The organism is Fluviicola taffensis DSM 16823 (assembly GCF_943372375.1).
GTDB classification, from domain to species: domain Bacteria; phylum Bacteroidota; class Bacteroidia; order Flavobacteriales_D; family Crocinitomicaceae; genus Fluviicola; species Fluviicola taffensis_A.
On the sequence record NZ_CALRYJ010000006.1, the window covers coordinates 97,619 to 113,733 of the forward strand.

Here is a 16,115-nt window from a genome sequence, read left to right on the forward strand (position 1 = left end):
ATTCAGATCTAAAATGAGTTGAAAAACCTACTTCTCTAACAACTTCTTTCTTTGGGCGCGCAATTCGGTAAGCAATGGCTCCAATTCCGGCATCTCTTTATTGAATTCGATGGTCACACGTTTTGTTCCATTAACCGTTTTGATCTCAATGTATTCCGAACCACCGTCCGCACAATCCGGGCAACCGTAGCTTTCGTTCAGATCCTTGAATTTATTCCAATCGATTTTATCGACAATGCTTTTCCACGCAGTTGAATTCTTGAAATTCTCCACCTTCACCGGGTTTCTGGCAGTATCAACACTCACTTCAAAGTAATCCACCTGATCCGGATAAAAAACGACGTCTTTTCTGCAGTATCCTCTGCAATGACCGAAGTTCGTTCCGTGAAGTACGCTGATAATTTGCTCATCGGTAGCAACCGGTTTCGAAGTATTACACCCAGCGAATACAGTTAAAAGTGAAAGAAGTACGATTGTGATTTTCATAACCCAAATTTTTCGTGAAAGTAGCAAGAATTTTGTCGTGAATTCAGTCATTTTGGTTGGATTTGCTTTCTTCTTTCTTATTTAAAGACCAGTAATTTATTTACGAGCTTCCTTTTCTCTCCTTGTTCGATTAATTCCAGATTTAAATAAACCTTACATTCTTTATCGGTTAACTCAACGAATTGAAGATAGCCAACTACTTTTTGATTTTGCGAAGGCTCCCAATCCCAAACACTGGAGTGTGATGTTGAAATAATGAAATGGGGATTTGTAGCTGTATAGACCTTATTCGTTTTTAGGCTGTCTTTATGGAGAATTTTAATGGTAATTTTTCGTGTGTATTCTTCGTCGATGGAGTTCGGTTGATTATAAGAATAGTTGTAATGGAGAATAGTTGTATCCTTCTCTTTATCCAGATTTAAAATGTAATGCCCGTAAATTTCATGGAAGTCAACCAGGTGACGTTCTAATCCGTGGCAACCCCATTCCCAATCCATTTTGTCTTTGAATACAGAGTCGATAGCTGCGGGGTTATCAATGACGGTGTTGCACATTCTGATTTGTTTGAGTGACGGATTTTCATTCAGACAGAGTGGGAGAAAGCTGATCTTGGTGTCTTGCAAATAGATCATTTCTAATTTCTGTAATTCACATATTCGGGGTGGTAATTGATCCAACTCGATATTGGAACTCAGATTCAATTCTTCTAATTGCTTTAGCATCCAGATCGAATCATTGAGTTGGGAGAGTTGATTATCACTCATGTCTAAAGATTCCAATTGAGTTAACTGAAAGATAGGATCAGGAATTTTGGTGAATTGATTTCCCGCCAAATAAAGACTTTTAAGCTTTTTCCAGTTGCTGATTGAAGAAGGAAGGTCTGTCAGGTCACCGCAAAGCATGGTTTCCTGTAAGTTCACTAAATTCCCGATTTCAGGAGGTAGCGATTCAAAATGATAGTTGTAAAGTTGCAGGTTTGTAAGTTGTGTCAATTTTCCTATTTCAGAAGGAATTTGGATTTTTCTCGACCAACCATTGCAGATAATCAATGTTTTTAGTTTGGATAAACTTCCGATACTTAAGGGAATTGCATTGATTTTTGCATCGTTGATCTCCAGGTATTCCAGGTTTTTGAGTTTGGAAAATATGTCTGGTAGAATCGAGTCCTTGTAAGAATAGATTTTCAAGTAACGAAGCTGCGGAGATTTCACTAAGTCGGCTACTTGCTGATAAGTATAATTATTGGCGCAAATAGAATCGTTTTTTTGGGCATTGGCTTTCAGGCATAAAAATGCAAATGGCATGATTGATATCAACTGTTTCATGATAACAAGGTTCGTTAATGGGTTTCGGTGGGAAATTAGAAAATTATTTTGGGGAGAATAGTTGATGATTATCAAGTCCCGGTTTCTTTCGAATATTTATTTGAAATTCGTACGATAATACTTGAATTCTTTGAACCATTGACCTGATGATTCATCATAGATTTGCTTATATCCTTTCACATAAAAACACTGATCCGACTTCCAGATGATTTGCTCTACGGCAAATTCAGTGGAGTTGAAGTATGCGTATTCCGTCAGGTATTTTTCAGGATTTTCCTTGTCGTTTATTTTCAGGATTCGGATATCCGAGTTTTGGAGTTCATACATCGTGTTATCGTAATAAACGAAATATTGGTTGTTGGGAGAAGGAATAGGGGTTTCCACACTTCCGTCACCTATGGAAGAAATGACATACTGATGGTCCGTAACGCTGTCGAGTAAAAACAATTCGCCGAAACCCAGATGATCGGCCGTTGAGTTTTTTGTTAATACGAATAGTTTCAATGCCGGATAAATTCCTTTTAATTGATAACCGTACCAATTTTTTGGTTCGCCGTAATTCTTGTACTTTTTAAAAGTATGGGTTCTGACAGCTGTTTCCACATAAAAGTCATTTCCTTTTTGTTTGGGTTTGATTGAACGAAGGAATTTGCTTGCTTTCAGTTTGTTGAATTCTCTTTCCGAAACAGAATCGAACACCAATTGTGGTAGGTTTTCATAGTTATCGTAATAACCCACAAGAATCTGTTTGCCTTTCTTTGGTTGGATGGAATCAGTCGATGTAGTTGTAATTTCCTTTTTCGTGGCACGATCAATTTCCTTCGGCTTTTTTGTTTCGTGCGATTGACTGCACGATACAAGTAAAAGTGTCAAAAGAAAAACGAGGGTATGATGTTGGTTGTTATTGATTTCCATAGTTTGTAGTATCTCCTATAAATAGACCATGACGAAATGTTCGAATCTCTTTATAATAGTAATCATCACTCATAAAATAATCCCATTGTTTGGAATTCAAGGTATGATAAATGGTTTGATAGATTTTTGGAAATTGGTTTGATTCCAGCTTGATTTCTTTATAACTGTATTTTCTTGACCAATAACTATAATCATTATATCGGAAGATTCCGAAGTTCAATTTTTTATTGCTTCCGGAAAGAAAATATCCGGCAGGTGCACAATTTATTCCATTATCATTGTGCACTTTCATGGATTTCAATTGTTTTTTCAGAGAAGTTTTATCGTATTGTTTTAATATTGCTTGTAAACTGTCTTTTCCGTGGTTACGCAATTTCAGGTAAGAGTAAATACTTTCCCCATTTTTAATGACAGATTGGAAAACAGTATCGTGGTATATAAAGAGGATATAGTGGATTTTTGGCAGATTCATAAAAACTTCGTTCCCAACTTCAATTTCGTCACCGTTACTTATAAAACAAATGGCATTGAAATCTTCATTTAAAGGCTTTACTTTGTCCTTACAGGATGAAAGAACAACTAGTATTAATGATAAGCTGAAAATAAATTTCATACTACTCTTTTTCAAGTTTAAAATTCCACCATATAAACCCATAAACCCATAAACGAATAAACAATAAGCTGATTGAAAGTATGCTTAATCCGATAGCAAAAAGGTAGTGTTTTTTAGGTTCTTTTTTTCTCCAGGCAACAATTCCTAAAATCAAGGTGAAAACAATGCAGTATCCCAGATAAAGTTTCTTGTCAAGTTGGGCTAATTCTATTATAGCAAATAAAGCTCTTTCTTTTCCTTGCGTTTCCTGGTAAAGAGAAGCTAATTGGTAATTATGATAAATGATTCCTATAATGATAAGTATATTGACAAATATAGAGATTAGGGAGAATTTTAGTCTCATCGTTTTTTTAGCTTATAAAATGACTTTCTTGTAATTCCCCTCTAATTTCTTCGCATCAAATAAGCAAAAAATGCCTTGAAGGATTTTGAAAAGTTGAAATGGTAGGCGCCAAAGGAGTAAATAATGATCATGACGATAAAAGGACTTTTGGCTAGTAACGGAACCGGTAAGAATAAGGAAATGAGCGCTCCTGCGATTGCCAGTACAAACAAGACGATCAGAGTTATTCTGGCCCAGTTTTTCCCCTGGAATAAAAAATAGAAGAGCATGAGCGTGAGCACAAACCGGATAATTTGCTGGAAGAATTTTTTAGGGTCTACCGAATCCGCCGGAATGTGGTAGAATGTGATGGTGAAGATGGAAATGAGCAATACACTCAAAAAAATAGCGATGGTTCCGTTTCTGCCTTTGGTTTCTAATGGATTCATACTAGATGGAATTGATTGATTTTTGAGGTTAAAAATACGCTTTTATTCTACTTAACATCCAACACTGTAGTGCGATCCAACTGATTTGACAATTTGCCCTTTTCCGGCTGGCCTGGACAAATAAAGGGTTGGATCTGTCAGATTGTAATGATAAGTATTATCAAGAATGATGTCTATTATTCCATCACCGTCGAGATCTCCTGCAAAAATCAGATTCACCATTGCTTCGTCAAACCTGTTGTGACTTGTAAGAAGTGTTTTTTGGGTTTTCCCATTGATTTTGGCTCTTAAGTAAAGTTTGTAATTCGAAACGATATACCAGTCACTGTCGGGGTTTTCCTTCTTTTTGTTTCCTGTGGCAAATAACTCGTAGTCAATTCCCAGGTAGTTGAATGAAATTTGTTCACCCGGATAAATGTAGTTTTTCGTTATTGGAACACTTCTTATTTTTCCGTTTTTCAAATAGGGAAGGGCTTGTATTAAAATGATAGTGGTGTCTTTTCCACTAGTTGAGACTTCCCAACCGGTTTTGATGGATTCATCTTCATCCAAAACGGGATCGTAAACCTGACTGATTTTTAGTTTTGTTTCCTTGAGATAATTTCCGTTCGGACCTTTAAATAATCCGATCCATTTCATGTTGCCCACATTTTCCCCGACTTCATCGTTATGAAATGTCCCTGTAGTTAAAATGGTTATTGGAAAGACAGTGGTGTCTTCTTGTATGGAATCAGTATGTTCGGAAGTTACCAGAAGAGTATCTGAAGTTTTACCAGACTCAGGAATTCCCTTTTTCGGAGTTGGATTATTACATCCGGGAAGCGCAAAAATCACTAGGGATAGGTAGGTTATTGATTTTAATAAATTCATATTTATTCGGGTTTCACTTTTGCTCCCGATAATTATCGGGATTGAATTTATCATTTTGAATTACTTGTTTAAGCAAGTATATCGTTCCATTCCAATAAAATTCCAGATGCTTGTAAATGACTTCAGTTGGAAAGTTGGTAACTTCTACGGTCAATTCCGTTTTTCCTTCCTTCGGAACCAAGGTAAAGGTAACGATTGTATGATTCTCCGGTGTGTCGGCTAAATTTGAAAGCGAACTCAGGTATTCATATTGGAATACTTTCTCTTTCTCGAACTGAAGAATCGTTCCTTTATTTTCAAATTGCTCGTGATGAAAACCTCTGATAATAAACACATCTCCCACTTTCCAATCTGTGAGTATTTCTATTTTCATTTCCGGATCACCCATCCATTGTTTCATCAAATCCGGATTCGTTAGGAATTGCCAAACATGAGATGAGGAAGCATTTATAAGAACTGATTTTTTAATGCATTTTACCATTCATTGATGAAATTATTCGAAGTTGATCTCAAAATAGTTTAAAATTAATTTATAGTTATCCTGTGCAGTTAGACAAGTGTCTAATAAGTATTCTTTTACCTGCGACCATTCTTGTAATCCCCGATAATAGAATAATTTCAAATCTTCATCAATAATAAATGGGACAACATTGTTTGCAAGACATTCCTTAAACATAATTAATCGCCCTACACGTCCGTTCCCATCTTGAAAAGGATGAATAATTTCGAACTGATGATGAAAAGCAATGATGTCTTCAATCGTTTTCTTTTCAATTTGATGATAGTCTGAAAGCAATTCTTTCATCTTAAGAGGAACTTCCTTAGGAGGACAAGTTTCATTGCCTCCAACTTCATTCGGAAGTTTTTTATATTCCCCCACATTGAACCAATTCTTTCCGCTATCAGAAGTACCGGATTTCAATAAAAAGTGTAGTTCCTTGATTAGGGATTCGGTAAGTTTTGATTTTGCTTTATCTATAATCAAGTCAATACAACGGAAGTGGTTAGAGGTTTCAACAATATCATCTACATTGATGCTTTCACCAGAAGCTCCAATGGTATTTGTCTCAAAAATATAACGTGTCTGGTCGTGAGTAAGCTTGCTACCTTCAATGCGGTTTGAGTTAAATGTTAAATCAATTTGGGTGCGGTGATAAATACCCCCTTTTAGTTTCATTTCTTTTTGCTCTTTGAGCTGATTCAATAAGGAATTATCACTAAATTTTTTCTTGTTCCCTTTTTCAGGTAATCTGGCATCTTCCGGAATATTCCAGGTTTTACCGGTTAAAAAAGCTCCTTTAATTTTGCCGGTAGAACAGTAGTTGCGAGCCGTTCTTTCAGAAACATTCCATTTTTTCGCGAACTGATTTACCGAAATATACTTCATTTGCTTTTCTCAAATATGCCGTTATCGGCAAAAATACGTAAAAAATGCATCTTAAAAGTGTTTTTCTTGCCGATAATGATCAGGATTCAATCCCCAGTCTGATGATCGTAACTCAATCCTTTATTCAATTTCCAAACACCATCTTCCAGAATCCAAACATGTGTAAACCGTGCTTCACTTGCAAATCGTTCCGGCTTTCCCTGGATATTTTCATAGAACCGGTGTCTTCCATGTTGAATGGCACCATACAATTTCCCTTTTTTATATAGTGGAAAAACTTCCGTGCTTCCCGAAACCAATTCTCTTCGTGATTGGTAGGTTGCGGGCGATTTGCACAAACCGTTCCGGATACCCGTTAAGAACTGACTTCGATTCGAAATACTGTCCGTATCGTGAAAGAACTCGAAATGTTCACTCAGCAAAGATTCGAACTGGGAAATGTCACAGGTATTGAAACCGATAGTGAAAAGCAAACTGTCTTTCGAAAGAATCGTTTGATATAACTCCGAACTGCGTTCAACCTGCGCTGAAGCAATTGCAGACGAACCGACAAAACAAATAACCAGAAAAAGTTTAAGCAGATACTTTGAATACATTCTTTAAAGTTAAAACAACTTCATAATTGCGAATTACTCAATTGATAATTTTATCCTCTCAATTCGTAATTCGCTCCCGATAATTATCGGGACGTAATTCGTAATTTTGTACCATGTTCGTCGAATCCCTCTCATTAGTCAATTTTCGCAATCACAGCGAAGCTGAATTCCAGTTTGAAAGTGGCGTGAATTGCATTGTGGGGAAGAATGGATCCGGAAAAACAAACGTATTGGACGCCGTTCATTACCTGAGTATGTGCCGTTCCTATTTGAATCCTACAGACAAACAGAATATCCGCTTCAACGAACAGTTCTTTGTCATTCAGGGATGTTGGATGAAGGATGAACAACCTTTCAACCTGTATTGCGGTGTGAAAGCCGGCTCCAAGAAAGTCTTCAAGAAGAACAAAAAAGAATACGACCGTTTGGCAGATCACATCGGTCATTTCCCGGTCGTGATGATTTCTCCTTACGACACCGATTTGATTTCCGAAGGAAGTGAAGTACGCAGAAGATGGATGGACGGGATCATTTCTCAATTTGATCACGAATATCTGAATGATCTGCAGCGTTACAATAAAGTGCTGGATCAGCGAAATGCTTTGTTGAAACAGCAATATGAAAATGGATTCTTTGAACGTGAATCGATTGAGATTTGGGATGAACAGTTGATTCGTTACGGAACTGCAATCCACAACAAACGTGTTTCATTTATTGAAGCATTTATTCCGTTGTTTCAACATTACTATAAATGGATTTCACAGGAACAGGAGGCTGTTTCCCTGAATTATGAATCGAAACTGTCCGAAACAGATTTCAGAGAGTTGATTCAGCAGGCTTATCCGAAAGACATGCGTGTTCATTACACTTCTGTTGGAATCCATAAGGACGATATCACCTTTCTGTTGGAAGGTTTACCGATTAAACGCTTTGGTTCGCAAGGTCAGCAAAAAAGCTTCCTGATTGCTTTGCGCTTGGCCCAATTCGATTGGTTAAAAGAGCGTTTGAAGCAAACTCCGATCTTATTGTTGGACGATATCTTCGATAAATTGGATAACTTGCGGGTGGCACAATTGATGGAATTGGTTTCAAAAAATACCTTTGGTCAGGTATTGGTGACAGATACGGATGAAAACCGCGTTTCAGCTATTTTTGAAACCATTCAAGTGAAACCGAATATGATCATTTTTAATTCTGAATTGGTATGAAAGAGTGGGACGAACGCAAAAGATCCGGAAATGCACAACCCATGAAAGAATTGGTGGATAAACTCATGAGTGCTTACCAATTGCAGGGAAAACTGACCGAAATGGACGTTTTGAGCAAGTGGGAGGAAATGATGGGGAAAGCCGTTTCCACACGGACAACCAATATCCAGATTCGATCCGGAGTCCTGATTGTGGCCTTGAACTCTTCCGTGATGCGCGACGAATTGCTGCATGGAAAACAAATCATCATCGAACGTGTCAATCAAACCGCAGGGAAGAAGATTATCCACGATGTGTGGTTTGAGTGACTTCGACTCCGCTCAGTCACCGTGTATAACTAAATGGTTTCTCGAAAAGGTCACTGAGCGGAGTCGAAGTGAACCTTTCAATTCGTAATTCGGCATTCGTATCCCGATAATTATCGGGACGGAATTTGTAAATTTGTTAGATAAAATTAGAGCTCATGTCTGTGCACAAAAATGTAAAGCGCGTTACAACGAACGTTTTACAAGAAATGAAAAATTCCGGAGCGAAAATCTCCATGCTTACCGGGTATGATTTTTCCATGGCTAGAATCATCGATTCTGCTGGAATTGATATCATTTTGGTAGGTGATTCCGCTTCAAATGTCATGGCCGGACATGAAACGACACTGCCAATTACCCTGGATCAGATGATCTATCATGCCGGTTCTGTGGTTCGTGGAGTGGAAAGAGCTTTAGTCGTAGTCGATATGCCCTTTGGTTCGTATCAGGGAAATTCCAAAGAAGCTTTGTCAAATGCAATCCGCATCATGAAGGAATCGGGTGGACATGCGGTGAAACTGGAAGGAGGAATTGAGATTATTGAATCCATCAAACGTATTTTGACAGCGGGAATTCCGGTGATGGGGCATTTAGGCCTAACTCCGCAATCCATCTATAAATTCGGGACCTATGTAGTCCGGGCAAAAGAAGAAGGGGAAGCGCAACGTCTGATCGAGGATGCCAAAGCATTGGAAGAAGCAGGATGTTTTGCGATTGTCTTGGAAAAAATTCCGGCTTCTTTGGCAGAAACGGTTGCCAAGTCGGTTTCGATTCCAATTATCGGAATCGGAGCTGGAAACGGGGTCGACGGTCAGGTTTTGGTGGTTCACGACATGTTGGGGATCAACAACGAATTCTCTCCCAGATTCTTGCGCAAATATGCCAACTTATACGATGTCATGCTGGATGCGGTGAAGAACTACATTGAAGATGTCCGAAGCGGAGACTTCCCGAATCAAAACGAACAATACTAATACATGGAGCAAATCCGTCCGGAAGACGTTCTGTATGAGGATAATCACTTAATCGTGGTGAATAAACATGCCGGCGAAAATGTACAGGGAGATATTTCAGGTGATTTTCCGTTGGTAGAAAAAGTACGCGAGTACATTCGACATAAATTCGAGAAACCCGGAAATGTCTTTTGTGGGTTGATTCACCGTTTGGACAGACCGGTCTCAGGTGGAATTGCATTTGCACGAACCAGTAAGGCATTGACCCGGATGAACAAATTGTTCGCAGAGAAACATCCGCGCAAGATTTATTGGGCGGTGGTGGAAAAGGCCCCGAAAGAAAAATCCGGATCTTTGGTCCATCACCTGGTTCGTAACGAAAAGCAAAATAAAACTTACTCGTATAACGAAGCGCGTAAAGATTCGAAAGAAGCTCGCCTGAAATACCGCGTTTTAGTGAGTTCAGATAATTACACCTTAGTGGAAGTGGAGTTGGAAACAGGGAGACATCATCAGATTCGTGCACAGCTTTCTGCAATCGGTTGCATCATAAAAGGAGATTTGAAATACGGCGCTAAGCGTTCAAATCCAGATGGTTCCATATATTTGCATTCAAGGGAATTGGAGTTTGAACATCCAACGTCGAAGGAAACAGTAAAAGTAATAGCGCCGGTGCCAAAGGACAATCTATGGCAATGGTTTGAAACTGAAATGAAAAAGTCAAAAAAATGAAATTAGTTCCATTCTTTCTACTCTTCACATCTTTCATTTTTGCTCAAACAAAATCGTATTATTATCCGGTTGAAACCTCTTTGAGAGACCATTACATCACGGCAATAGAACAGGATGAGTTTGGTCGCTTAATCCTCGGAACCGATAAAGGTGTTTTTAGCTTCAACGGATTCCAATCAAAGCAAATTTCCTCATCGAAACTCTATTCGAAAGATATCATCCAGCTCTTGAAGCTGAAAAATAAATTCATCGGCTTGAGCAAGACGGGACAATTGTTTGAGATCAAGGACGATGAGGTGGTACTGATCACTTTGTCTGAGATCAAAAATCCCATTTTAAAATTGGAAAAAACCAAGGATGGAAACCTGAGGATACTTTGTTCGGATGCGGTTTACCAATTCAAGGTGAATCCCTTTTCATTCCTTTCTAAAACGGCAATTCCATTCTATGAAAAAGGAAAATCGGAATTGATTGATTATTGTGAAAATGACAAAGGACGTTTTGCCTTGCTTTCCAGTAATGAATTGGTGGATATAAACGATCAAGCTTCCCGGACATTGCCTGGAATGAAAGGGCGTTGGCTGATGGGACAGAAAAACAACCTGATTATTTTTCCTGCAAAACCGAATTCAAATATTTCACTTCAGTACTCAAACAAACGATTTAAAAACCTGAATAAACTGATTGGGGCATTTAATCATTCAATTCAGAAAGTGGTTCGGATTGATCAGAAAATGTACCTGCTTTCCGAAACGGGAATGATTGTTTTGAAGGCGGGAGACATGCGGGTGAAGTCAATTATCGTTGGACTTCAGGTGACGGCTGTTTTTCAGGACCGAAATAAGAATATTTGGCTCGGTACAAAATCGAAAGGATTATACTGTATACCGGCTGGAACCTATAAAGTGTTGAATTCGACAGAGTTTAGTTCCCTGGATATTTACCACAATAACATCATAGCCAGAAGTAATTCCGGCGAAATGATGGTTTTGAACAAGTTTGGGAATAAAGTACGGAACACCGTTCATAAAAATGAATTGAAACCGGATGCCAAACAGAGTGGAATCCAAATGCCGTTGATATTGGCAGATGAGTTTGTGAAAGAAATTCTTCCTTTGAATACAGGAAATTTTCTGATTGTCTCGTCCAGGGGCTTGTTCAGCATAGAAGCAAAATCAACCAGGGAATTGCGCGAAAAACTGACGAAAGGAAAGCCCCGCACTGTTATTTTAGAAAGTCCGGTGAAACTGTTTCAGCAATCGGATTCGAGTGAAGTGTTATTCTCGAATCTGGACGGATTGTTTTCCTTGGACCTGAATACATTAGAATACCGTTCGATTCGCTTTTTTAATGAAGCCATTGATCCTTCTCAAATCCTTTTTCACAAAAATAGTTGGTATGTCCTGAGCTCGGCAAACAAGATTTTCACCATCCGAAATGGAAAAGTGGCGCATGAAATGAATTTCCGTGAAAACGGAAGTAATTTGTTGGTGTCGAAACTGAAGATCTATGCAGACGAATTCTATATCCTTTCCGATAAAACACTCTATAGAACGACAGATCTGCATGGTAACCTGGAGCGTTTGGAGGAACTGTCGCGGATGAATGACTTGTTTCTTAGGGATTTTGTGGTGCTTGACAATAAGATCTTCGTTGCCACGCAGTTTGGTTTGTTTGAATTCAAGTGGGAAAAGGTGAAAATGACCTTCCCGACTTTTATCTTAGGAAAACCAACCGGAGATTATCAAAAGGAGAAAACCGACAAGTTTGAAGCTGCAAATACAGAAGTGAATATTCCGTATGAGTTGGTAGAATTGATGGGGAATCACCCGTATCAATTGCAATACCGCCTGATTCGGAATGAGGAGAGAGATCAGACACATTGGTCCAACACTTCTTTAGGATTGACGAAATTGACTTTCGAGCATCTGAGTTCCGGGTCCTATAGTTTGGAACTGCGTCTTTTTGACCCCGGAACCGGTCAGTTTTCCAACCCAAGCACTACGACTTTCAATGTGAAAGCTTCTTGGTATGAGGATATCATTGTTTGGTTCATGGGAGGTGTTTTCATTGGTTTCTTTGGGTTGCTGTATTTGAAACGTAGAAAAAGATTGAAAAAAATGCACTTAAAGTAATTCGGTTAAAGCGAACTTATGAGACGATTACTACTACTTACATGCTTTCTGAATCTTTCATTAGTGAGGGCTTATTCGCAATGCGATACCAATAAGATCAATCTGCGTAATGATGCTGTGCTGGATTTGTGCTACGAGAATCCCCAGGCTGCTTTAAAGGAATGTAGGAAAATTGCCGTCCAGGCGAATGAATGTGAATTTTACATTGGAGAGATCCGGGCATATATCCGAATAGGAATCGCGTATGATGTACTTTCACAAATCGATTTATCGATTGCCAACTATAAAAAAGCACTTGAGATCGCTGAAAAGCACCATTATCTCAAAGGGATTGCCTCTTGCGAGAACAACCTGGGATTGATCTATTGGCGTAAGAACGACTTGAAACGCGCCATCCAATCTTTCCATAAAGCGAAGTTGGTTTTTGAGAAGATGGATGATTATCTCAATGTTGGGGCCACTCAGAACAACTTGGGGCTGATTTACGAAGAACTGGACGCAGACAAGACTGCATTATATTGGTATCGCAAAAGTATAGCGTCCTATAATCGTGGAGGAGACAAAGATCAGATTTTGGATGTTTATTCCAATTTGGGAACCGCTTTCAATATTTCCGGGGTCAAAGATTCCAGCTTGTATTATTCGGAACTGGCAATCAAAGGATACAGAAGAACATCCAATAAATACGGACTCGCTATCGTTTTGTGCAATAAGGCAATGGTGCTGGAAGATAACAAACGATTCAAGGAATCGGAAGAGATCTATCGGGAAAGCGCTTCGTTGGCAAAAGACATTGAAAACGACTATCTGTATCTCAGTACGGTGATTAATTGGGCTCAGATTTACAAGGACCAGGGAAATCAGAAGGAAGAAGAACGCTTATTGCTGGAAGTATTGCCAATAGCAGAAAAGCTTCAGGCTTATGAACAATTGTATAAAATTTCGAAAGCGCTCGGCTTGATTTACTTAGATCGAAAAGAGTATCAAAAAGCAAAGAAGTTTTGGAGGAATTATGAAAGGTATCATTTGACCTATTATAAACAACTTCGCGATGAAACAATAGCTAAAACCAACGCCATTTACGACATCAAATCAGAAAAGCAGCGTTCGGAACTTTATCGAAAAAAGAAAGATACGGAATTGCGGGAACAGCAGCTAAGCAGGAAATTGGAGAATACGTATTGGATTATTCTGGTCGCTATCTTGTTCCTGACAGTGCTTACACTGATATTCTATTTCATCCGCCGCGCCCTGAAGAAAGAACTCATCGCACAGCAACAGGTATTTCAGGCAACCAATGAAGAGCGGAAACGCATTTCATACGACCTGCATGATCTGGTAGGTTCCCAGTTGAGCTTTGTGGTCAATAACCTGGAGTTGCTTTCACATAGTGATAAGGGAAATGAACGCGTCAATAAAACGTTTTTGATGAGCCAGGAAGCTATGAGTTCTTTGCGTGATACTGTTTGGGCTTTGCATGCCGAAAACATGTCTTCGAAAGTCTTGTTGAATCGCATGGAGAATGTTGCCAAGAAGTGGCTGGAAGATAACTCCATCCAAGTGAAATTCCATGTAAAAATAGAGGATAGCGAATTGGATCCCGGAGTTTCCTTGCATGTCATGCGTATTTTTCAGGAGGGAATCAGCAATATCTACAAACATTCCAAGGCTAAGAAAGTTGAAATAACACTTGTTGAGAACGGGGAGTTTCTTGAATTGACGATCGAAGATTTTGGAGTTGGTTTTGACCCGGATGTCAAGCCCGATTTTCATTATGGTTTGAAGAGTATTGAACAGCGGGTAGACAAGATCGGAGCTAGTTATTCCATAAAGAAAAGTGCTAGTCAAAATGGGATGATCCTGTCGTTGAAATGGAAAAAAAATAGCACAATTGCGTAATTGGAAATGGTCGGATAATTCCTCACATTTGTTGCTATGGGAATCTGTCCAATAGGAATCGTCGACGACAAAGTGTACAATGTACAAATCCTGACTGAGAAGCTGGAAGCTAAATCGGGGGTGAAAATCACCATGACGGCTTTTAACGGACAGGCATTTCTTCATCTTCTTCCGACATTGAGACCACTTCCCGAAATCATTTTCATGGACATTGATATGCCTGTCATGGATGGGATAGAAGCGGTGAAGCAGGCGAAAGTATTGTATCCACATGTTCATTTTATCATGATCACGGTATTCGATGATGAAGAACGCATCTTCTCAGCCATACAGGCAGGGGCAAGCGGTTATCTGTTGAAAGATGAATCCATCGCAAACCTCCATTTGGCAATCGACAATGTATTGGAATTCGGAGCAGCTCCTTTAGCTCCGGCAATTGCAAAAAAAGCGTATAATTTTATCCAGAATCAAACCCGGGAATCTGCTCTACCGGAAACAACACCTTTGAGCTCTCGTGAAATGGATATCTTGAATTGCCTGGCGCAAGGAAAAAGCTACACAACAATCGCAGATGAATTGTTCATTAGTCCGCATACAGTCCGCAAGCACATGACGAATATCTACGAGAAATTACATGTGAATTCGAAAGTCGAAGCAGTTCGTTTGGCGATGCAGAAAAAATGGGTCTAAATTAATTACGAATTCCTAATGCCGAATTCCGAAATGATAGACTTGCTTATCTGTCTAAATTTGTATCCTACAGGGATAAATTTCAAGTGATTCATGAATAAATCAAAAGATAACTGAGCCTTTTTTGGCGGGAAGGAAACTTTTATTCGAATGATTTATAATTAAGTAATTCGTAATTCTCTAAAATCCACTAAACTCCTTCGGACACTGATATCGTCTGCGCATAGCCTTGCTATTCACATTTTTCGAGAATAACACTTTATTCGGAATTTCAAATAACAGGGAAAGTTCATGACTTCCGTAACTGCTTGTTTTCAAACGGGAGATAGTCATGTCAAAATTATAAGTCACACGCCATAAGGTTTCATATTTGGTGCGCATGTTCAGTCCAAGAGTGAAAATGAAGGAATCATACTGTTTGATATTCAAGGCGGCAGTGCGGTTTCGGAACCAAATTCCAATAATGAAAGGCTGGCTTATAAAATTACTTCCGACACTGAATGTCCTGAATTGATTTTGTATTTCGAATACCGCTCCCGGAGAAACCACGAAGTCATTGAACAATAAATTCGATGAAGCATGAAAGACCAATTTGAAGGGCAACTTGTCACTATCAGCCAGGAAAGCGTCCTTCGGTTGGGATAAATGATGGATCGCTCCTCCGAGTGTTGCATTGAATCGTTTGAAAGAAGTCCTTTGTTTGCGCGCGGATCCATTGAAACGAGCAACCAGACCTGCACTGAAATCAGCATAGGAAACACTATTGTAATTGGGTCTGTTGAAATTACTTTCCTTGTATTTCCCCATCGTTTCGTCCAACTGGTCTGAGAATGTCAATTTTGACCAATCGATGTTTTTCGTTACGAAACCACCGCTGACACCTGCCTGAAGAATGAAATTCTTGGTATCGACAGGTCGATAGGAATAGTTGACATAACCTCCGGCAGTTCTTAAAAGAGCTTCACCACCGACATCGGAATAAGCCATGATTCCCAATCCCATTTTGTACATTGTCTGTGCTTCGGCTGAGAACGAAAAGGTATTGAATCTCCCGGGAATCGGTCCCCACAAGGAACGTGCGTTCAAACGAATGGCAATTCCATTGTTTACGGCAGTCATGGATGGATTGTAGTAAACAGGATTGTTATAGAACTGAGAGAAATTCGGATCTTGCGAGTAACTGTTTCCCGTTGAAATAACCAATAATGTATATAAAAGCAGGTTTCTCAT

Annotated in this window: 18 protein-coding genes; 7 read left to right on the plus strand and 11 right to left on the minus strand. The window is 39.1% G+C overall.

Features of this window, described 5'->3' with window-relative positions; translation table 11 throughout:
- Positions 1-27: 27 nt before the first annotated feature.
- From AAG807_RS10595 to AAG807_RS10640, 10 genes are all read right to left on the minus strand, one after another.
- Positions 28-486, minus strand: a complete 459-nt coding sequence (locus AAG807_RS10595) for a hypothetical protein (RefSeq protein WP_341903424.1) — start codon at positions 484-486, stop codon at positions 28-30.
- A 77-nt stretch (positions 487-563) separates the two neighbouring features.
- The gene (locus AAG807_RS10600; protein WP_341903426.1) at positions 564-1,811 is read right to left on the minus strand and encodes a leucine-rich repeat domain-containing protein; all 1,248 of its coding nucleotides are present in this window, start codon (positions 1,809-1,811) and stop codon (positions 564-566) included.
- Positions 1,812-1,907: 96 nt separating this feature from the next.
- Positions 1,908-2,726, minus strand: coding sequence for a hypothetical protein (locus tag AAG807_RS10605; protein ID WP_341903428.1), 819 nt, complete (start codon positions 2,724-2,726; stop codon positions 1,908-1,910).
- The gene (locus tag AAG807_RS10610; protein ID WP_341903431.1) at positions 2,713-3,339 is read right to left on the minus strand and encodes a hypothetical protein; all 627 of its coding nucleotides are present in this window, start codon (positions 3,337-3,339) and stop codon (positions 2,713-2,715) included. Before AAG807_RS10610 ends, AAG807_RS10605 begins: the two co-directional genes overlap by 14 nt.
- A 1-nt stretch (position 3,340) precedes the next feature.
- Positions 3,341-3,682, minus strand: a complete 342-nt coding sequence (locus AAG807_RS10615) for a hypothetical protein (protein ID WP_341903433.1) — start codon at positions 3,680-3,682, stop codon at positions 3,341-3,343.
- A 41-nt stretch (positions 3,683-3,723) separates the two neighbouring features.
- Positions 3,724-4,110: a hypothetical protein gene (locus tag AAG807_RS10620; RefSeq protein ID WP_341903437.1), complete on the minus strand. Its 387-nt coding sequence runs from the start codon at positions 4,108-4,110 to the stop codon at positions 3,724-3,726.
- Between the two features lie 51 nt (positions 4,111-4,161).
- The gene (locus tag AAG807_RS10625) at positions 4,162-4,980 is read right to left on the minus strand and encodes a hypothetical protein (RefSeq protein ID WP_341903439.1); all 819 of its coding nucleotides are present in this window, start codon (positions 4,978-4,980) and stop codon (positions 4,162-4,164) included.
- A 13-nt stretch (positions 4,981-4,993) separates the two neighbouring features.
- Complete coding sequence (locus AAG807_RS10630) at positions 4,994-5,461, minus strand: SRPBCC domain-containing protein (RefSeq protein ID WP_341903442.1); 468 nt, start codon at positions 5,459-5,461, stop codon at positions 4,994-4,996.
- Between the two features lie 12 nt (positions 5,462-5,473).
- The gene (locus AAG807_RS10635) at positions 5,474-6,367 is read right to left on the minus strand and encodes a Fic family protein (protein ID WP_341903444.1); all 894 of its coding nucleotides are present in this window, start codon (positions 6,365-6,367) and stop codon (positions 5,474-5,476) included.
- Between the two features lie 86 nt (positions 6,368-6,453).
- Positions 6,454-6,963 carry a nuclear transport factor 2 family protein gene (locus AAG807_RS10640; RefSeq protein WP_341903447.1) on the minus strand — a complete coding sequence of 170 codons (510 nt, stop codon included), beginning with the start codon at positions 6,961-6,963 and terminating at the stop codon, positions 6,454-6,456.
- A 113-nt stretch (positions 6,964-7,076) separates the two neighbouring features.
- Here AAG807_RS10640 and AAG807_RS10645 point away from each other — a divergent pair, with 113 nt between their 5' ends.
- The 7 genes from AAG807_RS10645 to AAG807_RS10675 all read left to right on the plus strand — a co-directional run bounded on the left by AAG807_RS10645 (position 7,077) and on the right by AAG807_RS10675 (position 14,885).
- Entirely contained in the window at positions 7,077-8,171 is a 1,095-nt protein-coding gene (locus AAG807_RS10645) for a DNA replication/repair protein RecF (RefSeq protein WP_341903450.1), read from the plus strand.
- Complete coding sequence (locus AAG807_RS10650; RefSeq protein ID WP_341903452.1) at positions 8,168-8,479, plus strand: DUF721 domain-containing protein; 312 nt, start codon at positions 8,168-8,170, stop codon at positions 8,477-8,479. The genes AAG807_RS10645 and AAG807_RS10650 overlap by 4 nt, the downstream gene beginning before the upstream one ends.
- Before the next feature lie 155 nt (positions 8,480-8,634).
- Entirely contained in the window at positions 8,635-9,450 is an 816-nt protein-coding gene (panB, locus tag AAG807_RS10655) for a 3-methyl-2-oxobutanoate hydroxymethyltransferase (RefSeq protein WP_341903455.1), read from the plus strand.
- A 3-nt stretch (positions 9,451-9,453) separates the two neighbouring features.
- A complete protein-coding gene (locus tag AAG807_RS10660; RefSeq protein ID WP_341903458.1) occupies positions 9,454-10,161 on the plus strand; it encodes an RNA pseudouridine synthase in 708 nt (235 codons plus the stop codon).
- Positions 10,158-12,296 carry a two-component regulator propeller domain-containing protein gene (locus tag AAG807_RS10665; protein ID WP_341903461.1) on the plus strand — a complete coding sequence of 713 codons (2,139 nt, stop codon included), beginning with the start codon at positions 10,158-10,160 and terminating at the stop codon, positions 12,294-12,296. The genes AAG807_RS10660 and AAG807_RS10665 overlap by 4 nt, the downstream gene beginning before the upstream one ends.
- A gap of 18 nt (positions 12,297-12,314) precedes the next feature.
- Positions 12,315-14,195, plus strand: coding sequence for a sensor histidine kinase (locus AAG807_RS10670; RefSeq protein WP_341903464.1), 1,881 nt, complete (start codon positions 12,315-12,317; stop codon positions 14,193-14,195).
- A gap of 36 nt (positions 14,196-14,231) precedes the next feature.
- Complete coding sequence (locus tag AAG807_RS10675; protein ID WP_341903467.1) at positions 14,232-14,885, plus strand: response regulator transcription factor; 654 nt, start codon at positions 14,232-14,234, stop codon at positions 14,883-14,885.
- Between the two features lie 180 nt (positions 14,886-15,065).
- Here AAG807_RS10675 and AAG807_RS10680 read toward each other — a convergent pair whose 3' ends face one another.
- Positions 15,066-16,115, minus strand: a complete 1,050-nt coding sequence (locus AAG807_RS10680) for a PorP/SprF family type IX secretion system membrane protein (protein WP_341903469.1) — start codon at positions 16,113-16,115, stop codon at positions 15,066-15,068.

Bases quoted from the DNA above. Each gene is read 5' to 3' on its own strand.
- AAG807_RS10660 (WP_341903458.1), top strand. From the start codon at position 9,454: ATGGAGCAAATCCGTCCGGAAGACGTTCTGTATGAGGATAATCACTTA.
- AAG807_RS10680 (WP_341903469.1), bottom strand. From the start codon at position 16,115: ATGAGAAACCTGCTTTTATATACATTATTGGTTATTTCAACGGGAAAC.
- AAG807_RS10640 (WP_341903447.1), bottom strand. From the start codon at position 6,963: ATGTATTCAAAGTATCTGCTTAAACTTTTTCTGGTTATTTGTTTTGTC.
- AAG807_RS10595 (WP_341903424.1), bottom strand. From the start codon at position 486: ATGAAAATCACAATCGTACTTCTTTCACTTTTAACTGTATTCGCTGGG.
- AAG807_RS10670 (WP_341903464.1), top strand. From the start codon at position 12,315: ATGAGACGATTACTACTACTTACATGCTTTCTGAATCTTTCATTAGTG.
- AAG807_RS10615 (WP_341903433.1), bottom strand. From the start codon at position 3,682: ATGAGACTAAAATTCTCCCTAATCTCTATATTTGTCAATATACTTATC.
- AAG807_RS10635 (WP_341903444.1), bottom strand. From the start codon at position 6,367: ATGAAGTATATTTCGGTAAATCAGTTCGCGAAAAAATGGAATGTTTCT.
- AAG807_RS10605 (WP_341903428.1), bottom strand. From the start codon at position 2,726: ATGGAAATCAATAACAACCAACATCATACCCTCGTTTTTCTTTTGACA.
- AAG807_RS10610 (WP_341903431.1), bottom strand. From the start codon at position 3,339: ATGAAATTTATTTTCAGCTTATCATTAATACTAGTTGTTCTTTCATCC.
- AAG807_RS10620 (WP_341903437.1), bottom strand. From the start codon at position 4,110: ATGAATCCATTAGAAACCAAAGGCAGAAACGGAACCATCGCTATTTTT.
- AAG807_RS10625 (WP_341903439.1), bottom strand. From the start codon at position 4,980: ATGAATTTATTAAAATCAATAACCTACCTATCCCTAGTGATTTTTGCG.
- AAG807_RS10665 (WP_341903461.1), top strand. From the start codon at position 10,158: ATGAAATTAGTTCCATTCTTTCTACTCTTCACATCTTTCATTTTTGCT.
- AAG807_RS10645 (WP_341903450.1), top strand. From the start codon at position 7,077: ATGTTCGTCGAATCCCTCTCATTAGTCAATTTTCGCAATCACAGCGAA.
- panB (WP_341903455.1), top strand. From the start codon at position 8,635: ATGTCTGTGCACAAAAATGTAAAGCGCGTTACAACGAACGTTTTACAA.
- AAG807_RS10600 (WP_341903426.1), bottom strand. From the start codon at position 1,811: ATGAAACAGTTGATATCAATCATGCCATTTGCATTTTTATGCCTGAAA.
- AAG807_RS10675 (WP_341903467.1), top strand. From the start codon at position 14,232: ATGGGAATCTGTCCAATAGGAATCGTCGACGACAAAGTGTACAATGTA.
- AAG807_RS10650 (WP_341903452.1), top strand. From the start codon at position 8,168: ATGAAAGAGTGGGACGAACGCAAAAGATCCGGAAATGCACAACCCATG.
- AAG807_RS10630 (WP_341903442.1), bottom strand. From the start codon at position 5,461: ATGGTAAAATGCATTAAAAAATCAGTTCTTATAAATGCTTCCTCATCT.